The sequence below is a fragment of the Halomonas sp. Ps84H-12 genome, from assembly GCF_024124725.1.
GTDB classification, from domain to species: domain Bacteria; phylum Pseudomonadota; class Gammaproteobacteria; order Pseudomonadales; family Halomonadaceae; genus Vreelandella; species Vreelandella aquamarina.
Window position 1 is genome coordinate 26706 of record NZ_JAMXSJ010000003.1, and the last position, 24697, is coordinate 51402.

At 56.2% G+C, this 24697-nt stretch carries 23 protein-coding genes; 19 read left to right on the plus strand and 4 right to left on the minus strand.

What is annotated here, in order from left to right; genetic code table 11:
• Positions 1 to 91 precede the first annotated feature (91 nt).
• Genes NH344_RS18310 through nth form a run of 8 tightly spaced genes read left to right on the plus strand, consistent with a single transcriptional unit; the run spans position 92 to position 6087 of the window.
• Positions 92 to 229, plus strand: coding sequence for a diguanylate cyclase (locus tag NH344_RS18310; protein ID WP_089675681.1), 138 nt, complete (start codon positions 92 to 94; stop codon positions 227 to 229).
• Positions 230 to 244: 15 nt separating this feature from the next.
• Positions 245 to 826 carry an electron transport complex subunit RsxA gene (gene rsxA, locus NH344_RS01960; protein WP_044627977.1) on the plus strand — a complete coding sequence of 194 codons (582 nt, stop codon included), beginning with the start codon at positions 245 to 247 and terminating at the stop codon, positions 824 to 826.
• 5 nt (positions 827 to 831) lie between these two features.
• The gene (gene rsxB, locus NH344_RS01965) at positions 832 to 1413 is read left to right on the plus strand and encodes an electron transport complex subunit RsxB (RefSeq protein ID WP_062360714.1); all 582 of its coding nucleotides are present in this window, start codon (positions 832 to 834) and stop codon (positions 1411 to 1413) included.
• Entirely contained in the window at positions 1400 to 3070 is a 1671-nt protein-coding gene (gene rsxC, locus NH344_RS01970; protein ID WP_253027482.1) for an electron transport complex subunit RsxC, read from the plus strand. The genes rsxB and rsxC overlap by 14 nt, the downstream gene beginning before the upstream one ends.
• Positions 3067 to 4098, plus strand: a complete 1032-nt coding sequence (locus tag NH344_RS01975) for an RnfABCDGE type electron transport complex subunit D (protein WP_172416119.1) — start codon at positions 3067 to 3069, stop codon at positions 4096 to 4098. Before rsxC ends, NH344_RS01975 begins: the two co-directional genes overlap by 4 nt.
• Complete coding sequence (locus NH344_RS01980) at positions 4095 to 4721, plus strand: RnfABCDGE type electron transport complex subunit G (protein WP_058577738.1); 627 nt, start codon at positions 4095 to 4097, stop codon at positions 4719 to 4721. The genes NH344_RS01975 and NH344_RS01980 overlap by 4 nt, the downstream gene beginning before the upstream one ends.
• Complete coding sequence (locus tag NH344_RS01985; protein WP_089675676.1) at positions 4718 to 5419, plus strand: electron transport complex subunit E; 702 nt, start codon at positions 4718 to 4720, stop codon at positions 5417 to 5419. Before NH344_RS01980 ends, NH344_RS01985 begins: the two co-directional genes overlap by 4 nt.
• Before the next feature lie 29 nt (positions 5420 to 5448).
• Positions 5449 to 6087 carry an endonuclease III gene (gene nth / locus NH344_RS01990; protein WP_044627983.1) on the plus strand — a complete coding sequence of 213 codons (639 nt, stop codon included), beginning with the start codon at positions 5449 to 5451 and terminating at the stop codon, positions 6085 to 6087.
• A 19-nt stretch (positions 6088 to 6106) separates the two neighbouring features.
• On the opposite strand, the gene NH344_RS01995 is transcribed toward nth, so the two are convergent.
• Complete coding sequence (locus NH344_RS01995) at positions 6107 to 7192, minus strand: DUF3524 domain-containing protein (protein WP_044628096.1); 1086 nt, start codon at positions 7190 to 7192, stop codon at positions 6107 to 6109.
• A gap of 137 nt (positions 7193 to 7329) precedes the next feature.
• Here NH344_RS01995 and NH344_RS02000 point away from each other — a divergent pair, with 137 nt between their 5' ends.
• From NH344_RS02000 to NH344_RS02015, 4 genes are read left to right on the plus strand one after another with little or no spacing between them, the layout of a single operon-like run.
• The gene (locus tag NH344_RS02000) at positions 7330 to 7704 is read left to right on the plus strand and encodes a response regulator (protein ID WP_044627984.1); all 375 of its coding nucleotides are present in this window, start codon (positions 7330 to 7332) and stop codon (positions 7702 to 7704) included.
• Positions 7701 to 9758: a 3'-5' exonuclease gene (locus tag NH344_RS02005; protein WP_044627985.1), complete on the plus strand. Its 2058-nt coding sequence runs from the start codon at positions 7701 to 7703 to the stop codon at positions 9756 to 9758. The genes NH344_RS02000 and NH344_RS02005 overlap by 4 nt, the downstream gene beginning before the upstream one ends.
• A complete protein-coding gene (locus NH344_RS02010) occupies positions 9755 to 9961 on the plus strand; it encodes a hypothetical protein (protein WP_044627986.1) in 207 nt (68 codons plus the stop codon). The genes NH344_RS02005 and NH344_RS02010 overlap by 4 nt, the downstream gene beginning before the upstream one ends.
• Before the next feature lie 2 nt (positions 9962 to 9963).
• The gene (locus NH344_RS02015; RefSeq protein WP_044627987.1) at positions 9964 to 12699 is read left to right on the plus strand and encodes a sensor histidine kinase; all 2736 of its coding nucleotides are present in this window, start codon (positions 9964 to 9966) and stop codon (positions 12697 to 12699) included.
• Positions 12700 to 12733: 34 nt separating this feature from the next.
• Here NH344_RS02015 and NH344_RS02020 read toward each other — a convergent pair whose 3' ends face one another.
• Positions 12734 to 13066 carry an HlyU family transcriptional regulator gene (locus tag NH344_RS02020; protein WP_044627988.1) on the minus strand — a complete coding sequence of 111 codons (333 nt, stop codon included), beginning with the start codon at positions 13064 to 13066 and terminating at the stop codon, positions 12734 to 12736.
• A gap of 51 nt (positions 13067 to 13117) precedes the next feature.
• Positions 13118 to 14338, minus strand: coding sequence for an argininosuccinate synthase (locus tag NH344_RS02025; protein WP_044627989.1), 1221 nt, complete (start codon positions 14336 to 14338; stop codon positions 13118 to 13120).
• A gap of 212 nt (positions 14339 to 14550) precedes the next feature.
• Between NH344_RS02025 and rnt the strand changes: the two genes are divergently transcribed.
• Positions 14551 to 15222: a ribonuclease T gene (gene rnt, locus NH344_RS02030; protein WP_044627990.1), complete on the plus strand. Its 672-nt coding sequence runs from the start codon at positions 14551 to 14553 to the stop codon at positions 15220 to 15222.
• A 212-nt stretch (positions 15223 to 15434) separates the two neighbouring features.
• Positions 15435 to 16694 (plus strand): 6-phosphofructokinase, encoded by a 1260-nt coding sequence (locus tag NH344_RS02035; RefSeq protein ID WP_044627992.1) that lies wholly within the window; start codon positions 15435 to 15437, stop codon positions 16692 to 16694.
• A 108-nt stretch (positions 16695 to 16802) separates the two neighbouring features.
• Here the strand turns inward: NH344_RS02035 and NH344_RS02040 are convergent, their stop codons facing one another.
• Positions 16803 to 18518, minus strand: a complete 1716-nt coding sequence (locus NH344_RS02040) for a bifunctional protein-serine/threonine kinase/phosphatase (protein WP_253027483.1) — start codon at positions 18516 to 18518, stop codon at positions 16803 to 16805.
• Between the two features lie 350 nt (positions 18519 to 18868).
• On the opposite strand from NH344_RS02040, the gene ppa reads away from it, so the two are divergent.
• From ppa to prmA, 5 genes are all read left to right on the plus strand, one after another.
• Positions 18869 to 19399 (plus strand): inorganic diphosphatase, encoded by a 531-nt coding sequence (ppa, locus tag NH344_RS02045; protein WP_044627994.1) that lies wholly within the window; start codon positions 18869 to 18871, stop codon positions 19397 to 19399.
• Positions 19400 to 19581: 182 nt separating this feature from the next.
• The gene (dsbD, locus tag NH344_RS02050; RefSeq protein ID WP_240312617.1) at positions 19582 to 21450 is read left to right on the plus strand and encodes a protein-disulfide reductase DsbD; all 1869 of its coding nucleotides are present in this window, start codon (positions 19582 to 19584) and stop codon (positions 21448 to 21450) included.
• Positions 21451 to 21782: 332 nt separating this feature from the next.
• Positions 21783 to 22244, plus strand: a complete 462-nt coding sequence (gene accB, locus NH344_RS02055) for an acetyl-CoA carboxylase biotin carboxyl carrier protein (protein WP_062360695.1) — start codon at positions 21783 to 21785, stop codon at positions 22242 to 22244.
• A gap of 30 nt (positions 22245 to 22274) precedes the next feature.
• Complete coding sequence (accC, locus tag NH344_RS02060; protein ID WP_062360693.1) at positions 22275 to 23615, plus strand: acetyl-CoA carboxylase biotin carboxylase subunit; 1341 nt, start codon at positions 22275 to 22277, stop codon at positions 23613 to 23615.
• Between the two features lie 137 nt (positions 23616 to 23752).
• The gene (gene prmA, locus NH344_RS02065; RefSeq protein ID WP_089675702.1) at positions 23753 to 24664 is read left to right on the plus strand and encodes a 50S ribosomal protein L11 methyltransferase; all 912 of its coding nucleotides are present in this window, start codon (positions 23753 to 23755) and stop codon (positions 24662 to 24664) included.
• Positions 24665 to 24697 lie beyond the last annotated feature (33 nt).

Below are 24697 nucleotides of genomic sequence, written 5' to 3' on the forward strand. Positions count from 1 at the left end.
CACTGTCGGAGCTTCCCAACCGGCGGTTATTCGATCAGCGCTTAACCTTAGCGGTGAGCCAAGCCAGTGCAGACAGTGACTACTGGCCATCATGATGCTGGATATTGATCACTTCAAACTCTACAACGACTATTATGGCCATCAGAAAGGAGACGAGTGCTTACAGCAAGTGGCGACGGCGCTGCATGTCTCTCTACAAGCCCCCTCTAGCCAGCCACCCTATTTCTAAGCAAAATACGCCGTCATGAATGAACTCTTCGTTATTTTGGTCAGCACCGCGCTGGTGAACAATTTTGTATTGGTCCAATTTCTTGGGCTATGCCCGTTTATGGGTGTCTCGAACAAGCTCGAATCAGCGATGGGCATGTCGCTGGCTACCACGTTCGTGTTGACGCTAGCCTCTGCCGCTAGCTACGTGGTTTATCACGGTTTACTGGTGCCCTTTGATATTACCTATCTGCGTACCATTAGCTTTATCGTCGTGATTGCTGCCGTTGTGCAGTTCACTGAAATCATGGTGCGCCAGCTCAGTCCGTTACTGCATCAGGTGCTGGGTATTTTTCTGCCACTAATCACTACCAACTGTGCCGTCCTCGGCGTGGCGCTGCTGTCGCTAAACCGAGAGCTGAGCTTTTTCCATACCACGCTATATGGCCTGGGCGCTGCGTTAGGCTTTTCGCTGGTGCTCGTACTGTTTGCCGCCATGCGCGAGCGCTTGGCCAGCGCAGATGTACCCAAGCCCTTTCGTGGGGCCGCTATCGCCATGATTACCGCCAGCCTCATGTCGTTGGCATTTCTTGGATTTTCCGGACTGGTACAGGGGTAACGGCCATGAGCGATTCCTTTTCATGGTGGGGGGTGCTTAGCGCCGTCGGCGTACTCACCGGCCTGGGCATCACCTTTGGCGCGCTACTCGGCATGGCGAGCGCGCGCTTTAAAGGTGAAGAGAACCCGCTGGTTGAGAAAATTGATGCGCTGCTGCCACAAACCCAATGTGGCCAGTGCGGCTATCCCGGCTGTCGCCCCTACGCTGAAGCGATCAATCAGGGCGACGCCATCAATAAGTGCCCTCCCGGCGGTGAGGCAACTATTCTCGCCCTAGCGGATATGCTCGGCCGTGACCCTGCCCCGCTAGATGGGGAAGCAGCCAGTGAAGATACCGTGGCGTATATCCGTGAAGCCGAGTGTATCGGCTGCACCAAGTGCATTCAGGCGTGCCCGGTAGATGCCATTATTGGCGCGGCCAAACAGATGCATACCGTGATCGAAGACGAGTGCACCGGCTGCGACCTCTGCGTGGCCCCCTGCCCGGTGGACTGCATCGACATGCTGCCCAGACGCAAACCGCTGACACAGTGGGAGCCCATCGTGAGCGACCGCCAGCCATCAAGGAGCGCGCATGCCGGCCTATGAATTCCCCGGAGGCATCTACCCACCCGAACGTAAAGAGCGCTCTAATCAAGCGCCGCTGCGCACCGCGCCGCTGCCAAAGGTGGTCATGCTACCGCTGTCGCAACATACCGGTAAAGCGGCACTGCCCTGCGTCAACGTGGGCGATGCGGTCAAAACAGGCACACTAGTCGCCCGCCGAGATGGCATGGTCTCAGCTAATGTGCACGCCAGTATCAGCGGCACCGTGATCGAGATAACTGACAGCGTGATCATCATTCAAGGCGATGGCGAAGATCGCTGGGCCACGCTACCGCCGCTGGATTGGCGAACCGCAGAGCGCGACACGCTGCTGCAACGGCTAGATGATAGCGGGCTTATTGGGCTAGGGGGGGCAGGCTTTCCGACCTATATCAAAGCTCAAGTCAACGAGCACCATGCCATTGACACGCTGGTGGTCAATGCCGCCGAGTGCGAGCCTTATATTACCGCCGATGACCTCACGCTTCGCCACTATGCAGCGGATGTGCTCGAGGGTGCTCAATTGCTGGCTCGCCTATGCGGAGCCACGCACATCATCGTCGGTGTCGAAGATAACAAGCCTGAGGCTATTCAGGCCCTACAAGCCCTTCTTACGGTCATTGCTGACAGCGAACCGCTCGCGAGCGTGACTCTGAAGATAATCGAAACCCGCTACCCCAGCGGCGGAGAGCGCCAGCTGATTAAAAAGCTGCTGAACCGAGAGGTGCCTAGCGGTGGGCTACCGGCGGATATCGGCGTGCTATGCCACAACCCCGGCACGCTGCTCGCAGCGCTGCAAGCGGTACGCGACGGACTACCGCTGGTCGCAAGGGTCGTTACCCTAACTGGTGATGCCATTACCCAGCCCGGCAACTACTGGGTTCGTGTAGGCACCTCGGTAGACGCGCTGCTGGCGCAGGTTGGCGTGGACGACGAGCAGTTGCATCAAGTGGTGGTCGGCGGGCCGATGATGGGCACGCCGCTTGCGTCATTAGAAACCCCCGTTACCAAAACGACCAATTGCCTGATTGCCGCGACAAAAGAAGAGCTGCCGCCAGCACCCGCGGAAGCCCCCTGCATTCGCTGCGGCGCTTGTGAAAGTGTGTGCCCTGCTCAACTGCTTCCCCAGCAGTTGCACTGGTACGCCCGTGCCGAAAACGATGCCGCCCTTGAAGCCCATCATCTGTTCGACTGCATTGAGTGCGGTGCCTGCAGCTACGTTTGCCCCAGCGCGATTCCTTTGGTGCAGGACTACCGCTCCTCCAAACAGCGTATTCGGCATAAACGCATCGAAACCGCCAAAGCGGAACACGCCAAGCACCGCTTTGAGTTCCGCCAAGCGCGGCTGGTCAGGGAAGAAGCGGAGAAGAAGGCGCGCCGTCAGGCACGGCTCGCCCAGCAGCAGTCCGCTTCCAGCGACGCTACGGGCACTCAAACCGCTCCCGTGGCAGACCTTCGCAGCCTACGCATCGCTCAAACGGCAGCCAAAGCCGCCGTGCGAAAAGCGGAGAAAGTGTTGGCACGGGCCGCCGCTCAAGACCCGCAGCAGCGCCACGACGATTTGGAGACCCAGCTCGCCACTGCCCAAGAAAATCTAAAAGCGGCAGAAGCACGATTGGCCGACGCTCGCGCCGCCAGTGAACAGAAGGAAGCGCCATGAGCATGATGCACGCCCCCCAGCTGGGAAAAGCACCATCAACAGCCCATGTGATGCGCTGGGTCATCGCCGCCACGCTTCCGGGCCTTGCGGTGATGACGCTCTATTTTGGGCTAGGGATACTCAGCAACGTACTGATCGCGGCGCTTTGGGCCGTCGCCGCTGAGGCGCTCGTTCTACGCCTGCGCCACCGCCCCATTTGGCCGACGCTCAACGACTCCAGCGCCCTGCTCACTGGCGTGTTGCTAGGCGCCTCGCTGCCACCCGCGAGCCCCTGGTGGCTGATTGGCGTTGGGGTGATCGCCGCCGTCGTCGTCGCGAAGCAGCTCTATGGCGGCTTGGGCCACAATCCTTTCAACCCTGCGATGGTGGGCTATGCACTGCTGCTGGTGTCGTTTCCCACCCATATGACGCTCTGGGCACCGCCCCAATCGCTTTGGCCCGACTCCCTCTGGCCACAAATAATGGGAACACTAACCACGTCAGCGCTCGATGGCCTGAGCGGAGCCACTCCTTTAGATGCTTTCAAACACAAAGGTGAAGCGGTCATGGCCAGTGAGTTTTGGGCATCGTCGCCGCTCCCTGAAGGAACGTTGTCGGCTTGGCGTAATATCGCGCTGGCATGGCTGGCAGGGGGCATGGTGTTGATCGTCAAGCGACTGATAAGTTGGCATATTCCGGTCGCGATGCTGGGCAGTATAATGCTGCTCTCAGCGCTGTTTTACGCCAGTGACACTAGCCACTTTGCCTCACCGCTGTTTCATCTGCTCACCGGGGCAACGCTGTTTGGTGCCTTCTTTATTGCCACCGACCCGGTCTCAGCGGCCACCAGTCGTCAGGGGAAGCTGTTATACGGTGCGGGGATTGGCGTGCTGGTCATCCTGATTCGCAATTTAGGCGGCTACCCGGATGCCGTCGCCTTTGCCGTACTGCTGATGAATCTCTGCGTGCCGCTGCTGGACATAGTCAGCGTGCCACGCCCCGTCGGTCAAACTACCGCTCGGGCTGATGAAAGGAAGAGCGCGCCATGACCACTCAACACGCTATGCTGCGCGGTGCACTGGCCCTTGGCCTGTTTGCCCTGGTCACTGCCGGCAGCGTCGCCCTCACCCGCGCCGTGACCGCGGAGCGTATTGCCGAGCACCAGCTTGCTTATCAGCATCGTCAGTTGCAGGAGGTGCTGCCCGCTTCACTGGCCTCGGTGCCGCTTCAGGCCGTGCTGGAGAGCGCGTTTTCGCTACCCAACCCATTGCCGTTGGGGCACCGCACGCCTCAAGAGGGTTGGCGGGTACAGCAAGGTAGCGAAGCCGCCACCATTCTGCCGGTCGTAACACGCCAAGGGTATAACGGTGACATTCACTTGCTAGTCGCCATCAACCAAAGCGGACAACTCACCGGGGTGCGTGTGACTCACCATCAAGAGACGCCGGGGCTTGGCGATGATATCGAGCGGTCACGCAGCGCCTGGATCACGTCATTCAATGGCCTAAGCCTTGAGAGCCTGCCCCCAAGCGGCTGGGCCGTGAGCAAAGAGGGCGGCGAATTCGACAGCTTCACCGGTGCGACGATTACCCCACGGGCCGTCATTAACGCCGTTTATGAGGCGCTGCGCTACTATCAGCGCGAACTCATTCAGCAGGAGCCCGCACCATGAGCCAGTGGACACAGCTTGCCCGAGAAGGGCTTTGGACAAATAACCCGGCGCTGGTGCAGCTACTGGGGCTTTGCCCGCTGCTGGCGGTCAGCGCCACGGTGGTGAATGCGCTAGGCTTAGCGTTGGCCACTCTGCTGGTCTTGGTAGGCGCCAGCACAACAATCTCGCTCATTCGCCACCAGGTGCCTAGCGCCGTGCGGCTCCCTGCGTTCGTGATGGTGATTGCCGCCTTTGTAACCTGCGCTGAGCAGCTCATGGCCGCATTCGCTTACTCGCTCTATCAAATATTGGGGATTTTCATCCCGCTTATCGTGACTAACTGCGCCATTTTGGGCCGGGCGGATGCGTTTGCCTCCCGCCAGCCCGTGCTGCCCGCGGCCATCGATGGGCTGATGATGGGGCTGGGCTTTGGTGCGGTATTAGTGCTGATGGGCGCGATCCGCGAGCTGGTGGGCCAAGGGACGCTGTTTAGCGACATGGCGCTGCTGTTTGGGCCAGTTGCCGCTCACTGGCAGATCACCCTGGTGGCGGATTACCAGTTTCTCTTTTTCATCCTGCCCCCCGGCGCGTTCTTCGTTGCAGGGCTTTTGATCGCGCTGAAAAACGTGCTGGATCAACGGCGCGCCGCCCGCGCTCAGCCCGTCAACATCGCACCGCGAGCCGAGCGCCGTGTGCGGGTCACCGGCACTATTAAATAAGCACCATTCAATAACCAAGAGAACACGCTATGAATGCTCAAAAGCGTCATGAGATATTTGCGCGCTTCCAGGCGGAAAACCCACACCCCACCACCGAGCTCAACTGGAGCACGCCGTTTGAGCTGTTGGCAGCGGTCCTGCTCTCCGCCCAAGCAACGGATGTAGGCGTGAATAAAGCCACGGCCAAGCTTTATCCGGTCGCGAATACTCCTGAGGCGATCATTGAGCTGGGTATTGATGGCCTAAAGCAGCACATTAAAACCATTGGCCTGTTTAACACCAAGGCAGAGAATTTAATGAAGACCTGCCACCTGCTGGTCAATCAGCACGGCGGCGAGGTTCCCAACACCCGTCAAGCCTTGGAAGCGCTGCCCGGTGTGGGGCGTAAAACCGCCAATGTGATTTTAAACACCGCCTTTGGCCAGCCCACTATCGCGGTGGATACGCATATTTTTCGCGTTTCGAACCGTACCGGTATCGCCAAAGGTAAAGACGTGTTGGAAGTCGAGCAGAAGCTGTTGCGCCACGTTCCCAGCGCCTTTAAACAAGATGCCCACCACTGGCTAATTTTACACGGGCGCTACACCTGCATTGCGCGTAAACCCCGCTGCGGTAGCTGCATCATCGAAGATCTATGCGACTATAAAGAAAAAACCGAGCTTGCTTAACGGCACGCCAACGTCAGGATCACTCTATGCCGAGCAGGTCATTAGCTGCCCCCTCCACCAGCAGCTGACGATACGTTTCTCGCCAACGCGGCCACTGCCATGGCTGAGTATCCAACTGTGCGGGCTGGCTACCGGGGTTTAACAGCCACGCTTTCAAGCGCTGATAGAGCCCCTCTTGTGTACCATCGTAGCGATATTGGGCGGGATAAAGTTCAGGAAAGCAGAGCCTATCCGGTACCAGCGGCGTGGCTCCTCGCTGGGCAGCCTCCATGATCGCCAGCCCCTGAAACTCATGCCAAGTGGTTGATACCACAATACCTCCACCGTTGAGCAGCGCACGGTATTCCGCCTCCGGCTGCGGCCCCCAGCAGATAACATGCTCAGCCAGGCGCACCTGCGCCTCGGCAAATATCGGTGGCACGTCGCGAAACTGCTGGCCAAGCACCGCCAACTCAAAGGGCACCTGCTGCTCGCTTAGCTTGAACAGCACCGCGAAGAAGTCCTCCGGGTTTTTGTCATACTCCCAACGGTGATTCCAAATCAGCCGCTGCGGGTTTGAGTTACCAGCGGCGGCACAGTTAGCAGGCGCGATGGGCACGGGCACCACGCGAGCGCTTTGGCTTAGCCGTTCTAGCGGTTTAGCAGCGGGCAAGTTTTCCGGCATTTTCTTTAAAAAACGCCGCGCACCATCAAAAAAAGAGTCCCGGTTATAGGCCGTGTTGAACACCAGCACATCTGCCGCCAGTGCCGCATACAAGTTGACCATTTTGGCTTCTACCTGGGGCATCTGCTCGCTGGATTCGGGGTAGGCAAACTGATTTTCGTGAAAATAGACGATCTTTCTTGCTCGCCCCAGATGGGGAAACAGCCCCACTAAGGTGGCGATATCTACCATAGACGTTGCCAGCACTACATCGTAGGGCTGATTTAGCCGCTCGTACTCTTTTAACCACCAGCTCAACGGGTTGCCACGAATGCGCCAGGAGAAGTAGCGAGGAGGCAAGCTTAGCAGCGTCCAGTCTACCTCGTTCACTTCAGCCATTAAGCTGTTAGCCCAATAACGGTGGCTAACCGCTTCATAAGCCGATAACAATAAAACGCGCATCATCCTGTCTACCGGTGAAAGGTTCTCTTTATACACAGCATTCGGCCAAGGTCGTCTTGGCCGAATGCTGTACGCTACATACACTTAAACCATCGCAGCAGTCGCACTGCTCATCTAACGCCGCTGAGGAAACCGTAATGGCCAACGTATTAGTGGTCGATGATGAACCCAATATCCTACTCTCCCTTGAGTACCTCATGTCCCATGCCGGGCTGACGGTAACGACAGCGCCCGACGGCGAAACCGCGCTGCAGAGAATTGCCGATTCATCCCCTGACCTACTGCTGCTAGACATCAGCTTGCCGGGCATCAGTGGCTTTGAAGTGCTGGAGCAGCTGCGCCGCTCTGAATCCGAATGGCATTTACCGGTGATTATGTTAACGGCTCATGGCCGTGAAGTAGAGCGGGAAAAAGGCTTTGCGCTGGGCGCAGATGACTACGTTACCAAGCCTTTCTCTACCCAGCAGCTTGTAGAGAAGGTCAAAGCCCTGTTAGCTGAGCGTGCACCATGACACGCCAGGGCCTTCCTAAACGCCAACGCTTGGTCGGCGTGTGGCTGCTGCTAAGCGGCGTTAGCCTAGTAGGGGGAGCGCTCTTTGCCGCTTGGTTAGATAGCCAGCTGGCACTTTCCGGCGTGGCGCGTGCGGCTCTATGGCTAGGCAGTTTTTCAGGCGGCATCACGCTTTTTTTAATGGGCCTGCTGCTGGAGCGCATGCTTTTTACGCCCCTTCGCCATCTTCAAGCGCAGCTGGCGCGTTGGGTAGCCAATCCAGATGCCCCAGACGAACACACTGTAGAGGGCTGGTTAAAAGGGCTTGGCCCAGACCTTCGCCTCGTCAGTCACAGCTGGCGCGCCGACCGCTCACGACTCGCCACCGCCCATGCAGAAGGAGCGCGTAGCGCATCGCGTATACGCCAAGAGCTTGAAACGCTGCTACAGGTGCTTGAAACACCGCTGTTACTTTGCGACCGGCACCGGCGGGTAATGCTGTTTAATCAGGCTGCCGAAAACTTCTTTGCGGGTAATACCGGTCTGGGGCTTGGTAAACGCCTGGATGCCCTGCTGCCAACAGCTACCCTCGCCAACGCCATGGCACAACTGCCCGACGATGGCTCGCCTCGGGAAATGCTCGCTCCCAGTGACCAGCGCTGGCTAAAGGTTGTCATTCGCCGGGTCCCCGGCAGTGAACGCGAAACGCTGGTAACCTGTAGCGATGCGACCACCACCTGGAATAATGAAATGGGCGTGCGGGCCGAACTTAATCATCTATTGCCGCCACTTCGCCAGCACTCCGCCAGCTTAAGCAGCGCCGCTGATGCGCTACGTCAAATCCCCCCCTCAGAAACGTCGCTTGAGCTACGAGCACGTTTAGAGCAAGTAGTGCACGATGAGAGCCAAGCATTAAACAAGCACGTCGCGGAGATTGGCTCGCTGCTGGACGATCTTCAGTACCACGGCGAACGCTTAAGACCCATTTGGTCCAACGATTTTTGGCAATCGCTGGATGAGCGCCTTGACCCGGCCCACCGCTTAATCACCCCTATCGGCGTGCCCGCTTGGTTTAAAGGCGATGCGCCAGCACTCATTGAACTGTTTGACTCGTTGGTAGACCACCTACGCTGCCACTTGCCCAGCAGCGGTTTTGAAGGTGAGATTACGCTCAACCCAAAACGCGCTTACGTTGACTTGATTTGGCAAGGCTCACCCGTCCCCGAAGGCGAGCTCACCATTTGGCGCGAGCACCCGCTGACTACGCTACCGCTTAGCCCCTCAGTCGCGGATATTCTGCGCCAGCACGCCACCGATATCTGGAGTGTTGCCGATGCGGATAAACGCCACGCACGACTGAGACTGCCGCTACCAACGATTGCACAAACCCAAGCGCCTCGTGAGCTTGCACCTCCGCGGCCGGAATTCCATGACTTTGGCATCGCACAGCTGCCTGCGCCTGACGAGGCTCTGGCTAGCAGAGCTCTACGCTGCCTGGATATCGTGGCGTTTGATACGGAGACTACTGGCCTTGAGCTGCGCCGAGGAGACACGGTGATTAGCCTGGGCGCCTGCCGGATCGTCAATGGCCGTTTACTGGCGAATGATGCGTTTGATCATTTCGTGGACCCGAAGCGCGCCATTCCTGCTGCCAGTACGGTGATTCACGGCATTACCGATGCGGATGTCGCAGGCGCTGCCCCTCTTGAAACGGTGCTTGGCCTGTTTCGAGACTACATTGGCGAGGCCGTACTGCTCGCCCATAATGCGGCTTTCGATATGCTGGCCATTAGCAACCGTGGCGTTGACTTTACGATGCCTGTTTTAGACACACTGCTGATTTCAAAAGCGCTCGATGAAGCATTGGATGGTCACGATTTAGACACCCTTGCCAAGCGCTATGACCTCCACTTTCCACCGGGCACTCGCCACACGGCGTTAGGTGATGCCCGCGTTACCGCAGAGCTATGGCTAGCACTGCTGCCACGGCTCGAGGCCCGAGGCATTGATACGCTGGAAGAGCTGCTTGTCCTGCAGGCAAATGCCTTTGATAAAGAGGATGCCAGCGCACCATGAACCCCTTCAGCGCTCCTTCCCGCAGGCGTGAACGGCTCATCGCGCTGGCCCTGCTAGCACTATTTATGTTTTGCCCGCCGATGCTGCTTATTGTTGATCGTTTACCGGGCCTGCTAGGTTGGCTACCGCTCTACCTATTTGTCGTTTGGGGAGCGCTCATTGGATTCACCGCTTGGCTGGTTGAGCCCCCCAAGGAACCATGACCATGCGCGGCGATTGGGTAGTGATTGGTACCGCCTTTTGCTATTTGGCCCTGCTCTTTATGGTCGCCGCCTGGGGAGACCGGCGCGCCGAACAGGGCCGCTCGCTGATTGGCTCGCCTACGGTCTATGCCCTCTCTATCGCGGTTTACTGTACTGCCTGGACGTTTTACGGCAGCGTTGGCCGCGCAGCACAGTATGGCCCTAGCTTCCTACTGATTTACCTGGGGCCGACACTGGCGATGCTGTTAGCCCCTTTTACACTACGCAAAATGGTGCGCATTGCCGCACAGCAGCGCATTACCTCGATTGCCGACTTTATCAGCGCCCGCTACGGCAAAAGCTCCCGTTTAGGGGCACTCGTGGCCATCATGGCGCTCATCACCATCACCCCTTATATCGCGCTTCAGCTAAAAGCTATCACGGTGAGTCATGCGGTGCTGATGAACTACCCACTGGGTGCCGATATCACGCTAGAGAACGAACGCTTCTGGATGGACCGCTCTTTTTGGATAGCGATGGTGCTGGCGGTGTTTATTATTCTTTTTGGCACCCGTCACTTAGATGCCAGCGAGCGCCACGAAGGGATGGTGGCCGCCATTGCCGTAGAGTCCCTGGTGAAACTGATCGCCTTTCTGGCAGTAGGCGTATTTGTCACGTTCATCATGTTTGCAGGGCCAGGCGCCCTCTTGGCCGAAGTCGCTGCTACACCAGCATTAATCAATAGCATGCGCCTAGAAAACGTACCTGGCGGCGCAACGGGCTGGGTGGGTATGCTGCTACTGGCATTTCTGGCCTTCTTTACACTACCCCGGCAGTTCCAGGTTCTCGTGGTGGAGAATGTCGACGAGCAGCACCTCCATCGCGCCAGCTGGCTATTCCCGCTCTATTTGCTGTTGATTAACCTGTTTGTCATCCCGATTGCCTTAGCCGGGCTGCTACTTGGCGAGGGCGATCCCGATAGCTTCGTGCTCACGCTGCCCCTCTCTGCGGGGCTAGAAGGTTTGCCGCTGTTAGTCTTTATCGGTGGTCTTTCAGCCGCCACCGGCATGGTCATTGTTGAGACGATTGCCCTCTCTACCATGGTCAGCAATCAGCTCATTATGCCTCTGCTGCTGAAAGTAAAGCACCTTTATATTGAGCGCCATGGCCGGCTTGCCGACTGGCTACTCAACATTCGGCGCATCGCCATTTTACTGATTCTACTCATGGGCTATCTCTACCATGCGCTGATCGGCGATAGCTACAGCCTGGTAACCATCGGACTGGTCTCTTTTGCGGGAGTGGCCCAGTTTGCCCCTGCACTGCTCATCGGGCTTTACTGGCGCGGGGCAACGCGCCAGGGGGCAACGTTAGGGCTGCTCGCTGGATTTTTTATCTGGTTCTATACGCTGCTGCTGCCGGGGTTTGCACAGTCGGGCTGGCTGAAAGAGACGTTAATTACCCAGGGCCCTTGGGAAATCAGTTGGCTATCACCTTACGCGCTGCTGGGGCTAACCGGATGGGATATTTATACGCATTCACTGTTTTGGAGCATGCTAGTTAATGTTAGTTTGCTGATTGGCGTATCATTATTCACTCGTCCTACACCACTAGAGCAGACTCAGGCCGCACTATTTACCGAGGCAATGCACCCCAATCTGCAAACCACTTCACTCTGGCAAGGTGAAACCACCGAAGGCGCACTCCATGCACTGTTAATTCGGTATTTGGGAAGTATGGCAACTCAGCGTGTCTTTGCATCCCAAACGGCACAACCTGATACCGAGACCGATGCTTATCAGCGGCCAGCGTCTAAGGCACTAATCACTCGTGCTGAACAGGCATTGGCTGGCTCCCTAGGTAGCGCATCCGCCAGCGTATTAATCAACTCGGTCTTACGTGGTGAAGCAGTAGATGTAGAGTCAGTGCTCACTATTTTAGACACCACCTCCCAGGCCTTAGAGTACAACCGCCAATTAGAGCAAAAGTCCCAGGAACTAGCTCGTGTCGGTGAAGAGCTACGCAGCGCTAACGAACGGCTACGTGAGCTTGATCGCATGAAAGATGAGTTTGTCGCTATGATCAGTCATGAACTTCGCACGCCACTAACATCTATACGATCATTTGCAGAAATTTTACGCGATACACCCGATATCGCGGCCGATAAACGACAACAATTTCTCAGCATTATGGTACTGGAAAGCCAGCGCCTTTCCCGACTTATTGAGGAGATCTTGGATTTAGCGCGACTTGAAAGCGGCCGATTAACCATGAAACCAGTGGCGGTTGACTTAACCAAGCTAGCCAAACAGAGCAGCGATGCCATTTTCCGCTTACATGACGAACAGAGTGTCGAATTTGAGTTCTTTGCGGAAGCGTCACCTGCCATAGTCACTGCCGACCCGGACCGTCTTGAACAGGTGATTATTAATTTACTGGAGAATGCACGGAAATTTGCTGCTCCCCAGCACCCAAACATTAGGTTATCGGTTTATCCGGTTGATAATACCTTTCAACTAAGCGTCGAGGATAACGGCCCAGGCATTCCCCCGTCAGAGCGTGAAAACGTCTTTGAAAAGTTTTATCAACTCCAGCTGAGAGAGCACACTACGGAAAAAGGCCGACCCAAAGGCAGCGGTTTAGGCTTGCCCATTAGCCGCGCTATAATTCACCACCTGGGTGGCAAACTATGGGCTACCGAATCCCCATTAGGTGGCACCAAAATGGTATTGGAACTTCCGAAAGCCTCTTTTATGTAAACAATGAGGTGCGCGCCCTAATGGACGCCCATAATTAGCTAGCCGTGCTGCTATCGCGGCGGGGGTCGGGCTCGAACATCGCATCGCCCACCTCGTCGATGTAACGCTGCGCTTTAGACACCATCAGTGCATCACAAGCCTCACGCCCCGGCAACATATCGGAACGCTCAAACCGGTGCTCTTGTGCGCCACCTTGGCTATCGGGTTTGCGTATCCAGCCGCTCACGCGGTACTGGCCGCTTTGGTTATCGGGCTGGGAGATAATTAAATACTCTTTATACTCCACCGGTTCAGCCGCTTTGGTGCCAGTACTCGTGTTACCACCGCCCTGCGAACCAAATAAGCCTGAAAGCAACTTCTTAAACATAACGGCTCCTGTTACGCAGTGGCCAGCCCTGAGGCTGGCCACTGTTGAACGTTAGCTCTGCTGACGACCTTTGCCCGCGGCAATACGAAGACGCAGCGCATTCAGCTTGATAAAGCCTTCGGCATCTTTCTGATTGTAAGCACCCGCATCGTCTTCAAACGTTGCGATAGACTCATCAAACAGCGACTGCTCAGATTTACGACCGACTACCGTAGCGTTACCTTTGTAGAGCTTCATGCGGACAACACCCGAGACATTTTTCTGCGTCTCGTCAATAGCAGCTTGCAGCATGCGGCGCTCAGGGCTCCACCAGTAGCCGTTGTAGATCACTTCGGCATACTTGGGCATCAGCTGATCTTTCAGGTGAGCCTCTTCACGGTCTAACGTCAGTGACTCGATCGCGCGGTGAGCGCGCAGCATGATCGTGCCTCCCGGCGTTTCATAGCAGCCACGCGACTTCATGCCCACATAGCGGTTCTCAACGATATCCAGGCGGCCAATGCCGTTATCGCCACCCAGCTTGTTGAGTTTCTCCAGCACTTCATGTGCCTTCAGCGCTTCGCCGTCAATCGCAACGATGTCGCCTTTCTCGTACGTCAGCTCAACGTAAGTCGGCTGCTCTGGCGCGGCTTCAGGAGAAACGCTCCAACGCCACATGTCTTCTTCGGCTTCGGCCCAAGGATCTTCCAGAATGCCGCCTTCGTAGGAGATGTGCAGCAGGTTAGCATCCATGGAGTAGGGAGATTTCTTCTTCTTGTTGGAGAAATCGACCGGAATATTGTGCTCTTCACAGTAAGCCATCAGCTTTTCGCGTGAAGTGAGATCCCACTCGCGCCATGGCGCGATGACTTTAACGCCTGGCTTCAGCGCGTAGCCGCCCAGCTCAAAACGCACCTGGTCGTTACCTTTACCCGTCGCACCGTGAGAAATAGCGTCTGCACCGGTTTCGTTAGCAATTTCGATCAAGCGCTTGGCAATCAGCGGACGAGCAATAGAGGTGCCCAGCAGGTACTCACCTTCATAAATAGTGTTCGCACGGAACATCGGGAAGACGTAGTCACGCACGAACTCTTCGCGTAGGTCTTCGATGTAAATCTCTTTTACGCCTAGCGCTTGCGCTTTGGCACGAGCAGGCTCGACTTCTTCACCTTGACCGATGTCGGCAGTAAAGGTCACTACCTCGCAGTTGTAGGTCTCTTGCAACCACTTAACGATTACGGATGTGTCCAGGCCGCCTGAATATGCCAGCACAACCTTTTTGACATCGGACATTCTTTGCTCCTTGTAAAAAGCAGTTCACTAGAAAGGGTAGCGCCCTTAAGCCAGCGCTACCTGTTTATTCAAACCGTCAGTATAGCGTTCTCAATGCTCAGCGAATACCGTCAACGACGCCTTAGGGGTAAAGCTGCTAGAATCACCCAACCATAGCGGCAAACACTCGCCGCTGATTCTGACCGACTACTCGCTTTACTAAGGAGAGCTGCATGAGCGAGGCAATTGCCCGCGAATTGATGGCCCAGCGTTTTCGCAGTTATTTACCGGTTGTCATTGATTTGGAGACGGGTGGGTTTAATGCCCAAACGGACGCCGTATTGGAAATTGCAGCTGTCACCCTCACCATGGACCCGGACGGTAATTTACTGCCTGACGCGACCTATGCGTACCACATCCACCCCTTTGAGGGGGCCAACGTGGAGCAGTCGGCTTTAGACTTCACAGGGATCAATCTGGATGACCCGCTGCGTCGCCAAGTGGCACTCAGTGAGTCTGAGGCACTGGGTGAGATCTTTCGGCCCATTCGCAAATCGTTGAAAGCCCACGGCTGCTCACGAGCGATTCTCGTCGGCCACAATGCCGCCTTCGACCACGGCTTTCTGAATGCCGCGGCCAACCGCTGCAACATCAAACGCAATCCGTTTCACCCCTTCTCAAGCTTTGATACGGCGACGCTCGCAGGGTTTGTGTATGGTCAAACTGTGCTGGCCAGAGCGTGCCGTGCGGCAGGCATTGAGTTTGATAACAAAGCAGCCCACTCCGCGCGTTACGATACCGAGCGCACGGCTGAGCTGTTTTGCGCAATGGTTAACCGCTATAAAGATTTGGGCGGCTGGCGACTAGCCCAGCGTGAACAAGCGCTGGACGGTAGCGATGAGTAATCCGCGCAGGCAGCTAAAAACCCCCGCAGCGGCGGGTTTGAAACAGCATGTAATGCAGCAGAAATAGCTTTACGCTAAACTTTGCGTCATTTATGAGCGCTTGGTTCACAGGGCGACTTTCAGTGCGCCTGTGAAGCATCGGCAAGCAAGGGAGCGAACGCTTGCCGTCAATAACGATGAAACCACCCGTTTTCAGGAGATGAGACGTTTCCATGGCCCAGCATAATGCCTTTTACGCCCAGTCCGGTGGCGTTACCGCCGTCATAAATGCCAGCGCCTGCGGCGTTATCGAAGCTTGCCGGCAAGCCCCCGACCAAATCGGCAAGGTGTATGCCGGCCATAACGGCATTATTGGTGCGCTGACGGAAGACCTGATCGATGTCACCCAAGAGAGTGATGATGCCATTGCGGCACTTCGTCATACGCCTGGCGGTGCGTTCGGTTCGTGCCGCTACAAGTTGAAGGATATTGATACCCACCGCGCCCAGTACGAGCGCCTGATCGAAGTCTTCAAAGCGCACGATATCCGCTATTTTTTCTACAACGGTGGCGGTGACAGCGCCGACACCTGCCTAAAGGTCTCACAGCTTTCAGAAAAGCTTGGTTACCCGCTGACCGCGATTCATGTTCCTAAAACCGTCGACAATGACCTGCCCATTACCGACAACAGCCCCGGTTTTGGCAGCGTCGCAAAGTACATTGCCACGTCTACCCGTGAAGCATCGCTGGATATCGCCTCCATGTGCGCCACGTCCACCAAAGTGTTCGTGCTGGAAGTGATGGGCCGCCATGCGGGCTGGATTGCCGCCGCAGGCGGACTGGCAGGCGAAGGTGAAGGCGAGCCGCCACACCTGATTATCTTTCCGGAAGTGTCCTTTAACCGTAAAGCGGTCATGGCACGAGTGGATGAGAGCGTTAAGAAGTACGGCTACTGCGTGATCGTCGTATCCGAAGGCGCGCGCTACGAAGACGGCACCTTCCTGGCAGATGCGGGTAACACCGATGCTTTCGGTCACCGCCAGCTAGGCGGCGTTGCGCCCACTCTGGCCGGTATGATCAAGCAAGATTTAGGCTACAAATACCACTGGGCCGTGGCCGACTACCTACAGCGTGCGGCTCGCCACTTAGCATCAAAAACCGACGTTGAGCAAGCATACGCAGTGGGCCGTGAAGCGGTGACGCTGGCACTGGCAGGCAAGAACTCCATGATGCCGGCGATCCGCCGTATTTCACAAACCCCCTACCAGTGGGATGTGATTTCTGCGCCGCTGTCGCAAATTGCCAACCAAGAGAAATTCATGCCTCGCGATTTCATCAGCGAGAACGGCTTTGGCATTACTCAAGCATGCCGAGACTACCTCTCGCCGCTGATCCAAGGCGAAGACTTCCCGCCGTTCGAGAATGGCCTGCCTAAAGTCGCCAAGCTCAAGCTGGCGAAAGTGGAGCAGAAGCTGCCTAAATTCACACTGTAACTTCTCGGCTGGCTGAAACGCTGGCCTAGAAGAAGGGGCGATGACCAGTCATCGCCCCTTCTTAATTGATTGTCCCGTCCTGAATAGAGTGGACTACTGGACGCTTTCCTAACGCAGCAGCCAGGAAAGCACCAATAGCAAAAGCAAAATGCCCGCTACGCCTTGCCAAAAGCGCCGGGACTCCGTCCGCGGCTCTTCTCGCTGAGGCATCCGTCCTAACGGGATACGTAGCGCGTGAAGAAACTCCGACATGCGCCTAAAGCGCAGCGGCCGCTGTGGGTCCAGCGCTCGGCGCAGTGCCTCATCCAACGCGGGGGTAATCTCCGGGTTGATGGTACGAGCGCTACGGTAGCTGAGCTCTTCTAAATCGGTATGACAGCGCAGCTTATTCGGCGTCAAGGTATAGGGCAGTTCTCCGGTTAACAGCCAATAAACCGTGGATGCCAGCGAGTACTGATCGCTGCGTCGCCCCACACTGTCGCCCAGGGCGTACTCTGGCGCCGTGTGCTCATTAAAGCCGATTTGGCGAAGCAGTTCGCCTGAGTGACGATGGCCATCCACTTCACGCATGTGGCAGGCGCTAAAATCCGCCAGCACTACCTTTCCATGCTGATCAATCAGCACGTTATCTGGCATAACCTGCTGATGGATAATATCGCGGTGATGCAGCGCTTGAACTGCCTTGCCTAACTGATTGGCAATATCGAGACGTTGGACGAGGCTCGCTTGCGGGTGGCGTTCCGCCCATTGGCGCAGGGTCTCACCTTCTACGTTCTGCATGAGGTAGTAGAGGTAGCGACGTGGGCGCGAGGGTTCCATGACTTTCACTACAAAGGGTGAATTCACCCGCTCTACCACCCACTGCTGCAGCAAAAAATGCTCTAAATAGGCGTTACGCAGCGAAAGTTCCGGGCTGGGCGCTTTCATCACCATCACGCGATCGCTATGCACATCACGGACTCGGTAAACGCGAGATTGGGCGTTTCGTGACAGCACGGCCTGAACCTCTAACCCATCAAGGCGCTCGCCAGGAGCTAATTCAGGGGGGATTGGCAGATCACCGTAGAGCATGCCAGGATGGTCGGTTTCTTCTTCGGGTAGCTCATCAATGCGCAATAGTTGGAAGCAGAACTGATCACCGCCGTAACCGCGCTCCTGAGCGCGCTGTTTTGCCTCACTGGCCAAACGCTCGCAGGCGGCATCCAAATCGCTGGCGTCTTGGCGAATAAGCCGCACGTAGTCCGACGGCATCAGCGTGCCGCGCACCGCCTGGGTAGTGAATACGAACAGGTCGCCCTGTTTAAGCGCTAGATGGGTGTAGTCGATGTCGACGCTGCCATCCATCCCCAAAGCGCGGGAGGGATAACGATAGCCGCCTACGTCGGTCACATGGTCACGAGTGAGCTGCTCAAACTCGGCACCACGTAAGCGAAATACCAGCGTATCGCCCATATGGAACAGATGCCCTTCGCGGCCCAAAAACACCATCGCGGAGAGTGAGGAAACAAAGCCACCCTCTTTAACATGCTGGCTCTGGCTGTAGCACCAACTATTAAGAGCACGCAGCACACGGGTAGCCGAGGTTTTGGTATCCCAGTGTTCAGGCGTCGAGTAGTAATCCGCAAGAAACCCGCGCACGCTCAAATCTCCCGCCTGCTTGGCCATGGTATTGCGGGAAATCGAGTCACTAATCACCGCACAGCCGCCCTTCACTTTTAACAGCGGTGCTTCCGGCAGGCGCACCGACATTGAGCTGCGGTGCTGCCGCCGCTCCGGGGCAACAAACGCTTGACCATAACTAATTAGCAACTGGGCGTGCGCCAACTCATCCTCCTAGGCTTACGACTCACCATCGCAACTACCATTTCACCAACATCACAACCACACAGGGCTATCATACACGCTGGCACAGTGAAACGATGCCCACCAAACGTCGCGAACGGTACAAAAACCCTACTCATGGCGCGTGACTGCCTGGAAGTGCATCAAGCCGACTAATATGAGACATCCCCTTAAATCGCAATGAACTTCAACATCCACGCCGCTAAACACCTATGTCGCATTGGTAATCTATCGACCATGTTCGTATAATTCTTCACCATTAATGCAATGCATCAACTGCTTAGCTACTGCGCTCTGCAATAGGTAAGAAAAGCCAAGCCAAGGAACCAACGATGAACTTTGATAACATCCCCGCTGGAAAGGATCTGCCCAACGATATCTACGTGGCGATCGAAATTCCTGCTAACCACGCGCCGATTAAGTATGAAATCGACAAAGATATGGGTGCCCTCCTCGTTGACCGTTTCATGGCCACGCCCATGTTCTACCCGGCCAACTACGGCTTTATCCCGCACACGCTGGCCGACGACGGTGACCCGCTAGACGCGCTGGTAGTGACCCCTCATCCGGTAGCGCCTGGCAGCATCATTCGCGCGCGTCCGGTGGGCATTCTGAACATGACCGACGAAGCCGGCGAAGACGCCAAGCTGGTATGCGTGCCGCACCCGAAACTCTCAACGCTGTATGATGACGTGCAGGAAGTGACTGACCTCCCCGAACTGCTGCGCCAGCAAATTGCTCACTTCTTCGAGAACTACAAAGACCTCGAAAAAGGCAAGTGGGTCAAAGTTGAGTCTTGGGAAGGCGTTGAAGCCGCTCGCAAGGCCATTGAAAAGTCGGCCGCAGCTTACAAAAAAGCGTAATTAGCGTCACGACACTGATTGCAAAGGCCGCCTTTAGAGAAGCGGCCTTTTGCGTTTACATTAACGGAGCATGAAGCACCGCGTCACGTCACCGCAGTAAATGCGCTAATCTCAACAGGTGCGCTATCCTGCCTCTTTGCACCCAACCTGTTACCAACGCGTAAGGATACTCCGTGTTACTCATGCAACGTTTTAGCCTATTTTTTTTGTTGTGCTGGCTACCTTTATTGGCCCACGGGCAGTGGTTCTCTTCTAGCAATCAGAGCGACTTCCTGCCGGTAATGGAAGCCTTCCAGCCCAGCGCTTGGCACGATGGTGATACGCTCAGCATCGGGGTCGATATTGCCGATGAGTACTATTTGTACCGCCACCAGCTTGACGTCACGAGCCAGCAGGCATCGGTCGACTTAGAAGACCCCATCATTCCACAGGGCTCATTCACCACCGATCAATTTATGGGGGATGTGTACGTTTTTCGCGATCAGCTCGTTTTTGATGTTCCGCTGAGCGCCCCTTATAGCGGGCCAATCAGTATCGAGCTGACCTTTCAGGGATGCGCCGATGCGGGGTTATGCTACCCACCTGAGCGTATCACCCTTGAAGCCGCAGAAACGTCACCGCCCAGCACGTTTGCCAACTGGCAGTATGAGAGCGAACAAAGCTCTCCAAATCAAACAAGCACGGGTGAACCTACCCCAAGCAGCGCAGCGACTCAATCGGGCGAGAACGCTGGCTTCTCCGCCCCGCAAAGTGAAGATAGCAAATTCAGCGCGCTGATTAGTGATACCAGCCTACCGCTCGCCTTAGGGCTCTTTTTCCTCGTGGGTATTGGGCTCACCTTTACGCCCTGTGTGCTGCCTATGATTCCCATTCTGTCGTCCATCGTGGTTGGCCAGAACCCCACCAAGCCCCGCGCTTTTGTCCTGTCAGCCAGCTATGTACTCGGCATGGCCATTACCTATGCCTTGGTGGGCGTGCTAATGGGGCTATTTGGTGCGGGGCTCAACCTCCAGGCACATTTACAGTCCGCCCCCGTTTTAATTACTTTTGCCATTCTGTTTACCCTGTTCGCTTTGGCAATGTTTGGCGCCTTTGACCTTCGCATGTCACCGCGAATCGCCAGCAAAGTAGACTCTTGGCAAGCCCGCGCCCAGCGCAGCGGCCCACTGGGCTTGGCGGTGGCGGGTGCGCTGTCAGTGCTAGTGGTGTCTCCCTGCGTAACGGCTCCGCTAGCGGGCGCCTTGGTATTTATCTCTTCCACTGGGGACGCCATTATGGGTGGCGCAGTGCTGTTTGCGCTTGGACTTGGCATGGGGCTCCCTTTATTGCTTGTGGGCACCTTCGGCGCAACGCTGCTACCCCGCTCTGGCGGCTGGATGAATGGCGTTAAAATTGCTTTCGGGCTGTTGTTATTAGGTATAGCGATTTGGATGATTGAGCGTTTAATTGCGCCATCAATCTCTCTTCTGCTGTGGGCGGCCCTAGCAATCGGCAGTGCCCTTACCCTTGGCGCACTGAATACATCGCCCTCTCACGGCTGGGCAAAAGCCCGGCAAACGGCGGGGTTAATGCTGTTGGCCTGGGGGGTAGCACTCGTGTTGGGCGCCGCCCAAGGAGGCAGCAATCCATTACGACCGCTATCGGTGACCACTTCTAGTACAGGGGAAGCCGCTACCACTCCAATCTTTGAAGAAGTCGACAGTCTCAGCGCACTACAGTCTGAGCTGGAGCAAGCCTCTCAAGCGGGGCAGCCCGTGTTTGCCCACTTCACGGCAGAGTGGTGTATCTCCTGCAAACTGATGGAGCGAGAGGTCTATCCTGATCCTCAAGTCGCCGCTGCATTGAACGATTTTCAACTAATCGCGGTCGATGTGACAGAGACCAATGCACAAAGTCGCGAACTGCTCAATCATTTCAACCTTTTTGGCCCGCCCAGCCTGCTACTCTTTAGCCAGGGCAAGGAAGTGCGCGAAGCTCGCATTCAGGGCGAAGTGACTGCTCAAGACCTCGTTCAGCATCTCGACTCGTTCAAGCGCTGGCAGCAGGGATAAAAGATGAACTCATGGTCGGTTGCGACAGTGCAACCGGCTTTGAACACATTTTTAAGCTGCCGTGTCGCGATCGTCGTCAAACAGTTGTTTAAGTCGCAAATATCACACACATTACCGCGGCTACTGGACAGTGGGTGACTTTTTCGGCAAACTCCACAGCCATATTTGCTAAAAAACCCATCTTTTAGCACTGAGTCTGGGTTAACGTTCGCCATCGTGCTGCGTTCTCTTCATTTTTAAATTTGGTTTACTGCACTTAAAAGCGCCGCGCCTAGCAGGCATATCTCTCCTGTGACGACGTGTTACTTTGATCAACTTTTGGGGCTATACGAATGGATATTCGCAAAGTTAAAAAACTGATTGAGCTGCTGGAAGAGTCCAACATCAGTGAAATCGAAATTCAGGAAGGTGAAGAATCGGTTCGTATCAGCCGTCACCCCAACGGCACTGCGTGGCAGCCGCAACCGATGCCTCAGTACGCGCAGCCCGCGCCTGCTGCTCCTCAAGCGCCGGTGGCCACTACCCCCGCCGATGCCGAACCTCAAGGCGCTAGCTATCGCGGTGAAGCAGTTAACTCGCCGATGGTAGGTACCTTCTATCGCAGCCCGGCACCAGGTGCGAAAGCATTCGTTGAAGTAGGCGACACAGTGAAGCAAGGCGACACTGTGTGTATCGTTGAAGCTATGAAAATGATGAACCAGATTGAAGCCGACCGCGACGGCGTGGTTGAGGCCATCCTAGTGGAAGATGGCGAGCCGGTGGAATTTGATCAACCGATGATCGTCCTCGCTTAATCTCTCATATCAACACGGGTGGATTCTCCCATGCTGGACAAGGTACTTATCGCGAACCGCGGCGAGATAGCCCTTCGTATCTTACGCGCATGTAAAGAGCTAGGGATTAAAACCGTTGCGGTTCACTCCAAAGCAGACCGCGAACTGATGCACGTTCGTCTTGCCGATGAAGCCGTCTGCATTGGCCCTGCCTCTTCGGCGCAATCGTACTTAAACATCCCTGCGCTGATCAGCGCGGCTGAAGTGACTGACTCTAGCGCCATTCATCCCGGCTATGGCTTCCTATCTGAGAACGCCAACTTTGCCGAGCAGGTGGAGCGTTCGGGCTTCACTTTTATTGGCCCACGCGCTGAAACCATTCGCCTGATGGGCGATAAAGTCAGCGCGATTGAAGCCATGAAGGCCGCTGGCGTACCGACAGTACCCGGTTCCGACGGCCCGCTAGGTGATGATGACGCCACTAACCTGGCCACTGCACGTCGCATTGGCTACCCAGTCATCATTAAGGCGGCTGCCGGTGGTGGTGGACGCGGCATGCGTGTTGTGCATACCGAAGGCCACCTACTCTCCGCCATTACCGTTACCCGCACCGAAGCCCATTCCGCTTTTGGCGATGGCACGGTTTATATGGAGAAGTTTCTCGAGAAGCCTCGCCATGTGGAAGTTCAGGTGCTGGCTGATGGCCAGGGCAATGCTATTCACCTGTATGACCGCGACTGCTCGCTACAGCGCCGCCACCAGAAAGTACTCGAAGAAGCACCGGCCCCAGGTATTGATCCAGAAGCCCGTGCTAAAGTGCTCGAAGCCTGCCGCCAGGCGTGCATCGAGATTAACTACCGCGGTGCGGGTACGTTCGAGTTCCTATACGAAGACGGTGAGTTCTTCTTCATCGAAATGAACACCCGCGTACAGGTAGAGCACCCGGTGACAGAAATGGTCACGGGCGTGGATATCGTTAAAGAGCAGCTGCGTATTGCTTCAGGCATGCCGCTCTCAATTCGCCAGGAAGATGTAAAGCTGAACGGTCACTCCTTTGAGTGCCGTATCAATGCCGAAGATTCGCGTACCTTTATGCCCTCTCCTGGCAAAGTCACACTGTTCCACGCACCCGGTGGCCTAGGCGTTCGAATGGACTCCCACCTTTACACCGGCTATACCGTTCCGCCGCACTACGACTCCCTGATTGGTAAATTGATTACCTGGGGCGCTGACCGCGAGATCGCTTTAACGCGCATGCGCAACGCGCTCGATGAGCTGCTGGTCGAAGGCATCAAGACCAATATCGACCTTCAGAAAGATCTGGTGCGGGATAGCTACTTCCGCCAGGGTGGTGTCAATATTCACTACCTGGAAAAGAAACTAAGCAGCTAAGCCATAGGTTGCTACTACGCCTGCCGCTTGGCGGGTGTTTCTGCGGGGTGGCCATCGCCACCCCGCTGCTGTTTTGTCCTAGTTATATCGCAATTTCGCTTGTTCCTTTATCCTCTAAAACGCCGTGGAGACCCCCGATGCCCTGGCTGCAATTAAAAGCACACGTCGCCCCCGAACAAGCCGACCTCCTCGAAGAGCTGCTGCTCGAGGAGGGCGCGACGGCCATTGGCCTACAGGACGCCCACGACGATCCCGTCTTTGAGCCCGAGCGCGGCACAACCCCACTATGGCAAGACACCATTTTGACGGGCCTCTATGATGATCTCGACGGCATCAACGACATGATAAGCCGTATTGAAGCCGCCTGGGCTGAGCAAGTGCCCGGTGAGCCGTGCCCGACCATTGAATACGAGCTGCTGGCGGACCGTGACTGGGAGCGAGAGTGGATGGATGATTTCACCCCTCTTCGCATGGGTGAACGGTTATGGATTGTGCCTAGTTGGCATGAGCCGCCCGAAGCTGGCGCGGTCAATTTAATCCTTGATCCGGGCCTCGCGTTTGGTACAGGCACACATCCGACCACCGCGCTATGCCTTGAGTGGCTGGATAGTTTAGCCGTGCGTAATGAACTGCAGGGCAAAGCCGTACTGGATGTAGGCTGTGGGTCAGGCATCCTCGCCATTGCGGCGCTGAAGTTAGGCGCGACCCATGCAGACGGCACGGATATTGACCCACAAGCGCTACAAGCCAGCCGCGAAAACGCGGAGCGTAATGCTATTGGCGCGGCGCAGCTCGCGCTCTACTACCCAGAACAACTCAAAGGCGGCTCCTACCCCATCGTCACGGCCAATATTCTAGCGGGACCGCTGGTCGAGCTTTCTAGCATGATTGCTAGCCACGTAGCGCCCGGTGGTCACATTGCACTATCCGGCATACTGGCCAATCAAGCCTCAGACGTGCTGGAAGCCTACGAAGCCCAAGGGCTTTATATGGATGAACCCACCGTGCGCGAAGGCTGGGTGCGGTTGACAGGCCGCCGCCCCGCATAAAATCGGAATTGGCCTTCAATCCCTTGCCGAGTA

Coding starts and splice junctions, on each gene's coding strand:
- NH344_RS18310 (WP_089675681.1), top strand. CDS start 92: ATGATGCTGGATATTGATCACTTCAAACTCTACAACGACTATTATGGC.
- rsxA (WP_044627977.1), top strand. CDS start 245: ATGAATGAACTCTTCGTTATTTTGGTCAGCACCGCGCTGGTGAACAAT.
- rsxB (WP_062360714.1), top strand. CDS start 832: ATGAGCGATTCCTTTTCATGGTGGGGGGTGCTTAGCGCCGTCGGCGTA.
- rsxC (WP_253027482.1), top strand. CDS start 1,400: ATGCCGGCCTATGAATTCCCCGGAGGCATCTACCCACCCGAACGTAAA.
- NH344_RS01975 (WP_172416119.1), top strand. CDS start 3,067: ATGAGCATGATGCACGCCCCCCAGCTGGGAAAAGCACCATCAACAGCC.
- NH344_RS01980 (WP_058577738.1), top strand. CDS start 4,095: ATGACCACTCAACACGCTATGCTGCGCGGTGCACTGGCCCTTGGCCTG.
- NH344_RS01985 (WP_089675676.1), top strand. CDS start 4,718: ATGAGCCAGTGGACACAGCTTGCCCGAGAAGGGCTTTGGACAAATAAC.
- nth (WP_044627983.1), top strand. CDS start 5,449: ATGAATGCTCAAAAGCGTCATGAGATATTTGCGCGCTTCCAGGCGGAA.
- NH344_RS01995 (WP_044628096.1), bottom strand. CDS start 7,192: ATGCGCGTTTTATTGTTATCGGCTTATGAAGCGGTTAGCCACCGTTAT.
- NH344_RS02000 (WP_044627984.1), top strand. CDS start 7,330: ATGGCCAACGTATTAGTGGTCGATGATGAACCCAATATCCTACTCTCC.
- NH344_RS02005 (WP_044627985.1), top strand. CDS start 7,701: ATGACACGCCAGGGCCTTCCTAAACGCCAACGCTTGGTCGGCGTGTGG.
- NH344_RS02010 (WP_044627986.1), top strand. CDS start 9,755: ATGAACCCCTTCAGCGCTCCTTCCCGCAGGCGTGAACGGCTCATCGCG.
- NH344_RS02015 (WP_044627987.1), top strand. CDS start 9,964: ATGCGCGGCGATTGGGTAGTGATTGGTACCGCCTTTTGCTATTTGGCC.
- NH344_RS02020 (WP_044627988.1), bottom strand. CDS start 13,066: ATGTTTAAGAAGTTGCTTTCAGGCTTATTTGGTTCGCAGGGCGGTGGT.
- NH344_RS02025 (WP_044627989.1), bottom strand. CDS start 14,338: ATGTCCGATGTCAAAAAGGTTGTGCTGGCATATTCAGGCGGCCTGGAC.
- rnt (WP_044627990.1), top strand. CDS start 14,551: ATGAGCGAGGCAATTGCCCGCGAATTGATGGCCCAGCGTTTTCGCAGT.
- NH344_RS02035 (WP_044627992.1), top strand. CDS start 15,435: ATGGCCCAGCATAATGCCTTTTACGCCCAGTCCGGTGGCGTTACCGCC.
- ppa (WP_044627994.1), top strand. CDS start 18,869: ATGAACTTTGATAACATCCCCGCTGGAAAGGATCTGCCCAACGATATC.
- dsbD (WP_240312617.1), top strand. CDS start 19,582: ATGCAACGTTTTAGCCTATTTTTTTTGTTGTGCTGGCTACCTTTATTG.
- accB (WP_062360695.1), top strand. CDS start 21,783: ATGGATATTCGCAAAGTTAAAAAACTGATTGAGCTGCTGGAAGAGTCC.
- accC (WP_062360693.1), top strand. CDS start 22,275: ATGCTGGACAAGGTACTTATCGCGAACCGCGGCGAGATAGCCCTTCGT.
- prmA (WP_089675702.1), top strand. CDS start 23,753: ATGCCCTGGCTGCAATTAAAAGCACACGTCGCCCCCGAACAAGCCGAC.